Annotated in this window: 12 protein-coding genes; 3 read left to right on the top strand and 9 right to left on the bottom strand. The window is 27.0% G+C overall.

Annotated elements, in window-relative coordinates; translation table 11 throughout:
* Positions 1-41 precede the first annotated feature (41 nt).
* On the bottom strand, positions 42-437 hold the full coding sequence (locus AC1XWJ_RS04855; protein WP_483334760.1) for a GNAT family N-acetyltransferase: 396 nt from the start codon (positions 435-437) through the stop codon (positions 42-44).
* A gap of 1,014 nt (positions 438-1,451) precedes the next feature.
* Here AC1XWJ_RS04855 and AC1XWJ_RS04850 point away from each other — a divergent pair.
* The gene (locus tag AC1XWJ_RS04850; protein ID WP_483334759.1) at positions 1,452-1,568 is read left to right on the top strand and encodes a putative holin-like toxin; all 117 of its coding nucleotides are present in this window, start codon (positions 1,452-1,454) and stop codon (positions 1,566-1,568) included.
* 165 nt (positions 1,569-1,733) lie between these two features.
* Here AC1XWJ_RS04850 and AC1XWJ_RS04845 read toward each other — a convergent pair whose 3' ends face one another.
* From AC1XWJ_RS04845 to AC1XWJ_RS04825, 5 genes are all read right to left on the bottom strand, one after another.
* Positions 1,734-1,853, bottom strand: a complete 120-nt coding sequence (locus AC1XWJ_RS04845) for a DUF1643 domain-containing protein (protein WP_483334871.1) — start codon at positions 1,851-1,853, stop codon at positions 1,734-1,736.
* A gap of 116 nt (positions 1,854-1,969) precedes the next feature.
* Positions 1,970-2,638 carry a Fic family protein gene (locus tag AC1XWJ_RS04840; RefSeq protein WP_483334758.1) on the bottom strand — a complete coding sequence of 223 codons (669 nt, stop codon included), beginning with the start codon at positions 2,636-2,638 and terminating at the stop codon, positions 1,970-1,972.
* A gap of 148 nt (positions 2,639-2,786) precedes the next feature.
* A complete protein-coding gene (gene guaA, locus AC1XWJ_RS04835) occupies positions 2,787-4,319 on the bottom strand; it encodes a glutamine-hydrolyzing GMP synthase (protein ID WP_483334757.1) in 1,533 nt (510 codons plus the stop codon).
* A 286-nt stretch (positions 4,320-4,605) separates the two neighbouring features.
* Positions 4,606-5,733, bottom strand: coding sequence for a chloride channel protein (locus AC1XWJ_RS04830; protein WP_483334756.1), 1,128 nt, complete (start codon positions 5,731-5,733; stop codon positions 4,606-4,608).
* A 41-nt stretch (positions 5,734-5,774) separates the two neighbouring features.
* Positions 5,775-6,644, bottom strand: coding sequence for a YitT family protein (locus AC1XWJ_RS04825; protein ID WP_483334755.1), 870 nt, complete (start codon positions 6,642-6,644; stop codon positions 5,775-5,777).
* 139 nt (positions 6,645-6,783) lie between these two features.
* Here AC1XWJ_RS04825 and pssA point away from each other — a divergent pair, with 139 nt between their 5' ends.
* Positions 6,784-7,305 (top strand): CDP-diacylglycerol--serine O-phosphatidyltransferase, encoded by a 522-nt coding sequence (gene pssA / locus AC1XWJ_RS04820; protein ID WP_483334754.1) that lies wholly within the window; start codon positions 6,784-6,786, stop codon positions 7,303-7,305.
* A 180-nt stretch (positions 7,306-7,485) separates the two neighbouring features.
* Positions 7,486-8,733 (top strand): peptidoglycan bridge formation glycyltransferase FemA/FemB family protein, encoded by a 1,248-nt coding sequence (locus AC1XWJ_RS04815; RefSeq protein ID WP_483334753.1) that lies wholly within the window; start codon positions 7,486-7,488, stop codon positions 8,731-8,733.
* Between the two features lie 43 nt (positions 8,734-8,776).
* Here the strand turns inward: AC1XWJ_RS04815 and yqeK are convergent, their stop codons facing one another.
* Genes yqeK through yhbY form a run of 3 tightly spaced genes read right to left on the bottom strand, consistent with a single transcriptional unit; the run spans position 8,777 to position 10,531 of the window.
* On the bottom strand, positions 8,777-9,646 hold the full coding sequence (gene yqeK / locus AC1XWJ_RS04810; protein ID WP_483334752.1) for a bis(5'-nucleosyl)-tetraphosphatase (symmetrical) YqeK: 870 nt from the start codon (positions 9,644-9,646) through the stop codon (positions 8,777-8,779).
* Positions 9,636-10,232 (bottom strand): nicotinate-nucleotide adenylyltransferase, encoded by a 597-nt coding sequence (nadD, locus tag AC1XWJ_RS04805; RefSeq protein ID WP_483334751.1) that lies wholly within the window; start codon positions 10,230-10,232, stop codon positions 9,636-9,638. The genes yqeK and nadD overlap by 11 nt, the downstream gene beginning before the upstream one ends.
* Complete coding sequence (yhbY, locus tag AC1XWJ_RS04800) at positions 10,232-10,531, bottom strand: ribosome assembly RNA-binding protein YhbY (RefSeq protein WP_483334750.1); 300 nt, start codon at positions 10,529-10,531, stop codon at positions 10,232-10,234. Before yhbY ends, nadD begins: the two co-directional genes overlap by 1 nt.
* Between the last annotated feature and the right edge of the window lie 7 nt (positions 10,532-10,538).

The following is a 10,538-nucleotide window of genomic DNA, read 5'->3' as shown; positions in this document are numbered from 1 at the left end:
GCCCGACAAATTATAATTTAACAAGCCTATACTTGTTCTTGTTACGATTTTCTTTTAATAATAAATGCATTGTCTGCTTTTTCAAAGTTTAGTTTAGGATAATAATTCATGGCAGAATTTGATGAAAGTAGTATTAACGATACTTTTTCTCCTATATGCTCTCTCACTTTTTCTATGAGTATTTTTCCAATACCTTGTTTTTGATAATCTTTTTTTACTGCTAAATCTGAAAGATAACAGCAGTAACTAAAGTCTGTAACACATCTTGCCAGTCCTATCAGTTCTCCATTATCATAAGCAAAATAGATAAGATTTGCATTTTCAAACATAAATTTTATGCGTTCTTTTTCTTTTGTAGGTCTTATTATACCTGAACTTTCAAATACTTCAATTATTTTTTCTATATCAAAACTTCTTGCAATCTTGTAAGTTATCATATTTTTCCTTTCTTTATAGATTTGTTCTAATTCTATTTTTTATTTATATTCTAACGTCTCTAAACAACCTTCTTTTAAAAATTCTTTGTTACCAATGCTTCAAACTCTGATTTATTAAGATCCAAGATATTTAATATATATTTTACATAGATTCCATTTGTTCCACAAAATTGAAAAACATCCCAATTATTTATATCCCATAGCTAAATAAAAATTATAGGACATATAATATTCTTTGTAGTTCCCCATCTACACAGTCTTTACCTGTGATTATATGTATACCTAACTTCCTTGTCATAGCTTCATATAAACTTCATTAAATACCGAATACTATATATTTTATTTCTAAATACATCAAGAAATTATGCAAGGAAAATCAATATAAAATTTTCAAAATAACTACCTTTAAAATATCATTTTTTATATTTTAAAATATTTATTTAAGTTTCCACAAGAGGTGGTGCTTATGTTTGTAGGTTCCCTATTATATGAAAGGAGTAGCAATATTTGTCTTTATTTAAGATAATTCAAACTATTATTAATTGGCTTTTGGTCAATAGATGTAGATAAAGTTTTTTAAATTTTTTTCAACAAAATATATTTGTTATTTTATTACCATTCGATTGCTAACGCATATTAGTATTTCCTTACAAATAATATAGCTTATTGCCTACAATACTGATTTTAGCAGGGTTTTTGGCAGGGAGATTTTTCATAAATTTTTCATTATAGATAACAAAAATAATCATCTTTAAAACGGCTCTCCTTTTATATTCTATTCTAACATATTTATTTTTATTTAGAAATTATTTTAGAGATATTTCTTTAAATTAAATATCTCTTTTTGCTAACTATTTAATATTTAATACACTTGACAATAACAGTTTATTTAAAATTTACATTATGATATAATCTAACCAGAGAGAAGTTTGTTAGACTTTGTCTAACGCTAAAGATTGGTGGCTACTTTTATTTTTATGGAGGTGATGCCTATGGGCTTATTCACTAAAATCTATGAAAGGAGTAGCGATTGTGTCTGCATTTGAGATTATTCAAGTAATCATTAGCTTTAATATGTTTATTATTGCTTTAATTACTTTAGTAATCCTTGCTATGAACAATAAAAAATAACCATCTTTAGTTACTTTGACAGGTAGTAAGATGATTATTTTCTAATTATTTTATTAAAGTCACCGTCTTTAAAACGGCTCTCTTTTTATATCTTCATTTTAACATATTAGTTTCTATTTAGCAATTATTTTAGAGATATTTCTTTAAACGAAATATCTCTTTTTGTTACCTACCTATTAAGTTTATTGTTAAATCTTCTTCGTACATTTTGTTAGTACTAGGATATAAGGTTATTACAGTAACTATTTTCTGACTATTATCCCAAACTTTCTTTAAATAGTATATATCTTTTTTGTCTTTTGATTCTCCTATTTGTCTTTTTTAGGTATACCCATAGTAGTCTTTTGTGCAAAAAATAGTCGTAACCTTAATGTTAAGGTTACGACCATAAATCTAATTAATTAAAATTGCGTAATACGTTCTTTTTCAAACACTAATGAGTTTTCTAGTAATTTTGCTAAGTCTCCTACATTTTGTTCTGCTAGATATTCCATATATTCAGCTCTGTTTTCCTTAGAGATGATAAGCGGAGAGTTTAAATATTTTATACCTAAATAGAGTATAATAAGACGTCCACATCTACCGTTACCATCACTGAAAGGGTGTATTCTTTCAAATTGAATATGTGTATCCGCAATAATTTCTAGTATTTTTTTTTCTCCTTTAGCGTTATCAAGTCTATAATTAGTATTATCTATCCATTGATGTACCAAGTAAGGTGTTTCACTTGGTGCTGCAGTTTGAAATTCTGCACCGACTATTGCATTTTGACTTGATTTAAAACTACCTGCATCGTGTTGAAGCCTATCTACTAAATATTTATGCATATCTAGTATTAAATCTATATTTAGTTCTTTGTTATTCTCTATATTGTTAAATAGATATTCAAAGGCTTGTTTGTGATTTTCTATTTCGTAAAATTCTCTTATCCCTTTGCGTGAACTCGGCAAAGTATTTTCTAGGATAATAGATACTGTTTCTGGTAATGTTATTGTATTTCCTTCAATTGCACTAGAGTTATAAGCTATTCTAATGAGTATGTCGTTTAGATAATCTTGTGTATATTTCAAAAACTGCTCACCTTCTTACATTGTAAATTTTTCTTATCAGCAGGGTTTTTGGCAGGGAACTATCTTCTCTAAAGTTTATTTTTATTCTCTTTAGTTTTTCATAATTCCTTTTATTTCATTATTTTAAATTTTTTGTTAGTTTGTTATTTTATTCCCATTCTATCGTGCTTGGTGGCTTAGATGTTATATCGTAGACTACTCTATTAACGTGAGCAACTTCGTTTACTATTCTAGCTGATATTTCTTCTAGTACATCAAACGGAATTTTTGCCCAACTAGCAGTCATTCCATCTATACTAGTTACAGCACGAACAACTACTGTATAATCATAAGTACGAACGTCGCCCATAACGCCTACAGAACGAATATCTGGAACTGCTGTAAAGTATTGCCAAACTTCACTTTGTAGACCTCTCTTGGCTATAACTTCTCTTAATATAAAATCACTATCTCTAACTATTTGTAGTTTTTCTTCTGTAACTTCACCTAGCACTCGAATACCTAGTCCAGGACCTGGGAAAGGCTGGCGCCAAACTATTTCGCGTGGTAGTCCCAATGCTTCTCCTAATGCACGAACTTCGTCTTTAAATAATGTGTTTAGAGGCTCAATTAACTCAAATTTCATATCTTCAGGTAATCCACCTACGTTATGGTGAGATTTAATTGTTTGAGCATTTTTTGTTCCTGATTCAATAACATCTGTATAAAGAGTTCCTTGAGCTAGCCAAGGTACATCATCTAATTTTGCACATTCTTCATCAAAAACATAAACAAATTCGTTACCAATAATCTTACGTTTTTTCTCTGGATCAGAAACTCCTTTTAATTTTGACATAAATCTTTCTTTTGCATCAACCTTAATAAGATTCATATCAAATTTTTCTCCGAAAGTTTCCATTACTCCTTCAGCTTCACCTTTTCTAAGCAATCCGTGATCTACGAACATACAAATCAATTGATTTCCAATAGCTTTATGTAATAATGCTGCTACTACAGAAGAATCTACACCACCTGATAAAGCACATAAAACTTTATCATTTCCTACTTGTTTACGAATTTTTGTTATATTTTCATCAATAAAGCTTTGCATAGTCCATGAATCAACACATCCACAAACATTTCTTACAAAGTTTTCTAGTAAATTATTACCATAGACAGAGTGGTTTACTTCTGGATGGAATTGGAAACAATAAAAATTTCGTGAAACATTTTCTGCAGCAGCTATAGGACAGTTTTCACTATTAGCTACATTCCTAAATCCTTCTGCTAATTCAACAACTTTATCTGAATGACTCATAAGTACATCTTGAGTTAAAGGTGTTCTTTTAAATAGAGTAGCACCTTCTTCCACATTGATAGGCTGTGTTCCATATTCTCTACTAGTTGCAGATTCTACTTTACCACCTAATTTGTGTTGCATAAGTTGCATCCCATAACAAATACCTAATACAGGTATCCCTAATTCAAATATTTCATCATCTACTGTCATTGAATTTTCTTCATAAACAGAGTTAGGTCCACCAGACAAAATTATCCCTTTTGGATTCATTTCTTTAATCTTCTCAATAGATATATCATTATCATGCAATTCAGAATAAACACCTAATTCTCTAACACGCCTCGTTATAAGTTGATTATACTGACTACCAAAGTCAAGAACTAAAATAAATTCACGTTTCACGTAGATCCTCCTAAAATTTCATTTGATATTATTGTATTAAATAACGTCTAATTAGATAAATTAACACAGTTATTAAATGTAAAAGTCATATAAGATTTTGAAATCTATAATTATTACCTTATAATTATATCAATAATGTAATATAAAAACAACAACTTGACAAATTAAAATATATTAATTTGCTCCTTAAACCGAACATTTTAATTTTAACATATAAAATTTAAAAAGATACTTTCGCATAGTAAAGTACCTTTATATAAAACTTCATATTTAATTAAAATTATTATTAGTATATACTATATTTTTTATTGAATAAAGCTATTAAAATACTAGGAAATAAAATTAATAATGATAGCTCCCATCCAAATACTTCGTAAGCCAGAAAAACAGGAACTATTGTTAACCTAGCACTTGTAGCAAACATTAATACATATCCTAACGCAGCAAAAATAATGACAGGTAAGTCTAACATAGTAGCATAACAATAACCTACTAATGATCCTATGGCAAATAAATTAGTAACTTCTCCTCCACTAAATCCTATACCCGTACAAAGTATCGTTAGCAAAAATTTTAAAATAAAATCTTCATACATAAAATAATAACTACCATTAAATATATCATTAATAAAAGTTGTTCCTAATGAGTTATATCTTCCCTCTGTAACAATAATTATCGTAAATATACTAAATAGAATAAGATATGTATATTTAAAATTTTTTACTTGCTTCCTAAATAATGTAAATAAAATCGCTAAAACAATCAAAATAATTTCAAAAATAAATACTTTCAAATAATTTAAACTAAGAAAAAAAGATTTATCAACGTTAATAAAAGTATAAAATTTTTCAAGACCTAAAGATAAAGATACCCAACTAGCATAATAAGAGAAAATAATATACCAAAAAACATTAAAAATTGTTTCTTTAATTTTCTTTTTCTGCCATAATAATTCTAAAACAAAAACTACTGCAATCAAATAACTATGAAATAAAGCAGCAAATCCGCACATCATACCTAATCTTATCAAAAAATTCTTTTCTTCAAAGTTAAAAAATTTATTATTCCCAAAGTTGCTCCCAAATGCTCCACCAATTTGAACGGCAACACCCTCTCTACCAACACTCATACCACAAAGATGAGCTAACAAAGTATTTATAATTATTGTCGGAATAAAAATTTTAGAAACCTTTTTATATTCATTACCTATAAAATAAGGTATGCTAATATTTGCTTTTACTAATTTATTACTAAACTTTGTAAATAAAAATATAGGTATTAAAAAAAGTAGTAATATCAGATAATTGTTCTGGTTAAAATCAACAATTTTTAATAAAATTTGCCCGAAGTAAGAACATATTACAGCTATTAGGGTAACTTGACAAAAGCTATAAGCCAGTAATCTAATATTCATAAAATCCTCCACTCAAGTAAAATATTTAATATAATAATAGATTATCTACCTTTTTGTTTAAAGCTAAAACCTTCACCCATAACATCATGAACATTATTAATAGTAACAAATGCCGTTTCATCTATTGAATAAATAATTTCTTTTAATTCTTTAATTTCCCTTAATGATACTACACAATATCCGACATTCATATCCTTTCTAGAGAATACACCCTCGCCTTTTAAAAAAGTCATACCTCTTTCTAACTTGGCGCTAATATGCTCTGCAATTTCTTCTATTTTTGGAGATATTATCATTACTGCCTTCGCAGGTAATCCCCCCTCAAGAATAAAGTCAATCATCCTAGTAAGAATATAAATATATATTAATGTGTACAAAATAGCAGGAATATCTTTTAATACTACTAATGTAGCTAAAATTATTATTGCGTCAATTACTTGTATTGATCTTCCTATCGGTATTTTATAATATTTATTAAATATCATAGCTATTATATCAACACCGCCCGTACTACCTCCAAATAAGAAAACTAAAGCTAATCCTAAACCAGCGATTCCTCCTCCAAATAATGCAGACAACAATCTATCTCCACCAAGGTCTAACGTGATTTGATAATGTTCAAAGAAATATAACCAAGCAGTAATCATTCCTATTCCGTAAAGAGTATACACCATTGTTTTTTTAGATAATACTTTGTACCCTAATATCAACAATGGAATATTCACTATTAAGTTACCAACAGAAGTAGGAATACTCGTAATATAATAAATAAGTAATGCTATACCCGTTCCTCCTCCTTCTGCCATTTTACTTTGCATTATTAAATGCGTAAAAGCAAAAGCATAAAGACCACAACCTAAACATATCATTAATACTTCTTTTAATATTTTTTTAAAATCAATACTTTTCATACACACCTCCAAAATAGCTTACTATAAAGATATTATAGCAATATAACACACTAAAAACAACAAAGTTACAAAAAATTTCTTAGACTTTATTTTAATTTTGTAATATAATATAGGTATTACTTAATTGAGGAGTGATTTTATGAATAAAGAATTGATTCCAAATTGTTTGACGTTGTCTAATTGTATATTTGGATTTTTATCAATTATTACTACGGCTAACGGAAAATTTATTTATGCTAGTGTCTTTATTATTTTGGCTATGTTAGCTGATAGATATGACGGAATAGTAGCGAGAAAATTAGGGGTAAAATCGCCAATAGGAAAACAATTAGACTCTTTATGTGATGCCATAAGTTTTGGTGTGGCACCTGCTTTTCTAGTCTACACAAAAACTATTATAGAAACAGACTTATTTATAGTTAAGGCATTAGCATTAATTATATGTGGATTTTATGCATGTTGTGGTGTGTACCGCTTGGCTAGATTTAATATTTCTACACTTACTGGTGGTTTCTATCAAGGAGTTCCTATAACTACTTGCGGACTTATATTAGCTATTTTATCATTTAACTTTTTAAGTCTTCCTAGCATAGCGTTATTAATATTAACAGCTATTTTCTCATACTTAATGGTAAGCAACATAAAGATAAAGAAAATATAATATTTTAAAAGTAAATCTAGTAATAGGTTTACTTTTATTTTTATACTAGACTTAAGTTATTTTAAATTTAATATATTAAAATTCTTTATTGCTTTCCTTTTTTTTTTATTTGTTATATAATTTTTAAATGTATGTTTAACACTATGAATTAATTTAAGATAAAAACTAAAGGAGATAAAAATGATTTTTACTGAAATAACTTCTGAAGAATTAGCTAATCATCAAAAAAATAGTGATAATAGATATTTTTTCTCACAAGACGCTGATTACAAAAGATTGTCAGACTCAAACAGTTTAAAATCTGTTATTTTAGCCGCTAAAGAAAATGATACTATTCTTGCATATGCTATATTTTTGTACTATCCATACAAAAAGCTTTTCTATAAAGTTACAACTCAATATGGTCCAGTAATGGATTTTAACAATGAAAAATTATCAAATTTTTATTTTTCTGAATTAAAAAAATATTTCTCAAAAGATTTTCGTATACTATCTATTAGAGTGAATCCATTTATAAACGAGAAAATCTTTAACGATACAGAAGAAGTTGGAGAAAATAGCGTAGCTGGTAATGTCCACAAAAAACTAAAGTCCTTAGGATTTAATCCTATGAATGAAGATTTATTTAATAATCCTACATTAGCAAGTAGATGTGTCTATTCAAAAGAAATATCTAATATAACAGAAGACAATCTACTAAAAAATATTAGCCAAATAGCTAGATATACTATTAACAAGACTATTAAAGAAGGGGTTCTAGTTCGAGAAATAGACATATTTAACGAAGAAGATGCAAAAATATTCGAAGAAATAAATCTTGAAACAGCCGCAAGAATTAATTTTGAAATACGTGATAATAATTACTTTAGAAACGCAAAAAAAATATTGGGTGATAAATTAAAATTTATGATTTCTTATATAGATTGTGATTTATTTATCAATAAAACTAACGAAACTATTAATAATCTTGTACAAGAAAAAATTGACTTAACGGAAAAATTAAATGCAGGAAAAGTAAACCAGAAAAAAACAATCAATAAACTAAAAGAATTAGATGAAAATATTACAATTTGGCAAAATAAAATAAAAAAAATTACTGATTTAAAAGAACAAGAAGGAAATATCATTAATATATCTTGTGCAAGTTTTCTAGAAGTTAAACAAGACTTTATATACTTCACTAGTGGAGCACGCCAAAAATTCAATAGATTTGAAGGTCCATATGCTATAACTTATAATATGATGAAGTATGCTATAAAAAACAATTTTAAATATTACAACTTCTTTGGAACATCACAAAACTTTTCTAATGAAGATGCGACTGATTACAAAGTTTTACAGTTCAAACGTAATTTTAATGGAAATGTTGAATGGTTTATGGATAATTATGAGTTACGCAACAAAATAGGAAAAATTTGGAATGTATAATTTGACAAAAAAGAAGACAGATTAAAATCTGCCTTCTTTTTTACTATTCTTTAAGATGGAACATTATAACATAAAGTTCTTTGTCTTCTGGATATCTTTCTTCTAATTTAGCTACTAATTCTTCTAATGTAACTCCGTAATATTTAGCATAACGTTCTGTCAAATTATCTTTTGTAACTGGTTTTACTAAATCAACTTCTAAAGTTGCAAAAATAGTTTTTGTATTGTCATCATAAGTAACAGCTTCTAATATATCACCCTTTTTAAAATGAGCTTCACTTTTATTTCTTATAGTTATAATTTTTTCACCAGAAAGTATTTTTTCTTTATTTTTTTCTTTAAATCCTACTTGATAATTCTTTATATTGTAGTAATTATAGCACTTTAATAATGATGGATAAATTCTTTCATCATTATCAATTAAATAAACTAAAGTATATTTAACAGCTAGTCTAATTGCTTCATCTAAATCATAATCTGAAACTTCTGTAACTTCTTTTAAATGAGGATGTTTTCTTGCTGGCTCTATATAATCTGCAAGAAATATTATCTTTTCTAATAAAGACATATTAGTTCTTCCAAATGTATGATTAGCAACTGCCAATTTTATCTCCTCATCAGCAATACCAAATTCTTTTTCTATATAAACACTTGCTACTGGACCGTGTAAAACTTCTGTTGGATAATTAAGCAATTTTATGTCTAAATTATATTTAATAACATATTTTTTCATATCTACTTCATCCATAGTTTTACACACATCATGTAACAATGCCGCTAATTTTGCTTTTTCTACATTAGCATTATATTTTTCAGCAAGTTTTACTGCTGTATCAACAACTCTTAAAGTATGTTCGTATCTTTTTTTCGGTAATATTTTTTTTACTCTCTCTTGAATTTCATTATAATTCATACAAATTCATCTCCTTTATATAAGTTGCACAATTTTTCTCAACTATATAATCAATACTCATTTTATTTTTTATTTTATCTCTAACTACTGTTGAACTTATATCTATAACAGGTGATTTTACAATAATATAATCAATATTATTATAAAAATGATTACTTTTTACAATGTTTTCTATTCTTTGATTATCCCTTGCTACAAAAACAAAAGTTACTAGTTTTGATAATTTTTCAATTTTGTACCAATATTGTAAATCTATAACCCTATCTGTTCCTATTATAAAATAAATTTTACTATTTGGATACTGATTTCTAAAATAATTTACAGTATTATAGGTATAGCTAGTACCATCGTTAGTTATTTCATAATCACTTACTTCAAAATTATTGTTAGACTTAATACTTTCTTTTATCATATTATATCTATCCATATTACTAGCTATTACTTTATTATTTTTTAGTGGAGTTATATTTGAAGGAATAAATATTACTTTATTAGCCTCTAAACTTTCCAATACATTAGTAGCTGCAACTAAATGTCCTATATGGATAGGATCGAACGTTCCACCATAAAGTATTATTTTTTCCATTATTTGACCAACTCAATTTTTCTATATTTCGCTTGTGAACTTTGTCTATATAGTACAATAGTATGTCCTATTAATTGTACTAGCTCTGAATTAGTCCTATTTGATAATGTTTCTGCTAATTCATCTTTATTTTCTTCACAATTTTGTAAAATACTAACTTTCAGTAGTTCTCTTTTTTCTAGTGCATCAGATATCCCTTTTATCATATCAGGAGTAATTCCTGATTTTCCTATTTGAAAAATAGGAGTTAAATGGTGAGCTAATGCTCTTAATTGTCTTTTTTGTTTTCCTCTTAACATCTGTTCT

The sequence above is a fragment of the Gemelliphila sp. 1F1 genome (assembly GCF_056897515.1).
This window is presented reverse-complemented; position numbering and strand designations above follow the sequence as displayed.

Coding starts and splice junctions, on each gene's coding strand:
- pssA (WP_483334754.1), top strand. CDS start 6,784: ATGAATAAAGAATTGATTCCAAATTGTTTGACGTTGTCTAATTGTATA.
- yhbY (WP_483334750.1), bottom strand. CDS start 10,531: ATGTTAAGAGGAAAACAAAAAAGACAATTAAGAGCATTAGCTCACCAT.
- yqeK (WP_483334752.1), bottom strand. CDS start 9,646: ATGAATTATAATGAAATTCAAGAGAGAGTAAAAAAAATATTACCGAAA.
- AC1XWJ_RS04850 (WP_483334759.1), top strand. CDS start 1,452: ATGAAAGGAGTAGCGATTGTGTCTGCATTTGAGATTATTCAAGTAATC.
- AC1XWJ_RS04830 (WP_483334756.1), bottom strand. CDS start 5,733: ATGAATATTAGATTACTGGCTTATAGCTTTTGTCAAGTTACCCTAATA.
- AC1XWJ_RS04815 (WP_483334753.1), top strand. CDS start 7,486: ATGATTTTTACTGAAATAACTTCTGAAGAATTAGCTAATCATCAAAAA.
- AC1XWJ_RS04825 (WP_483334755.1), bottom strand. CDS start 6,644: ATGAAAAGTATTGATTTTAAAAAAATATTAAAAGAAGTATTAATGATA.
- AC1XWJ_RS04855 (WP_483334760.1), bottom strand. CDS start 437: ATGATAACTTACAAGATTGCAAGAAGTTTTGATATAGAAAAAATAATT.
- nadD (WP_483334751.1), bottom strand. CDS start 10,232: ATGGAAAAAATAATACTTTATGGTGGAACGTTCGATCCTATCCATATA.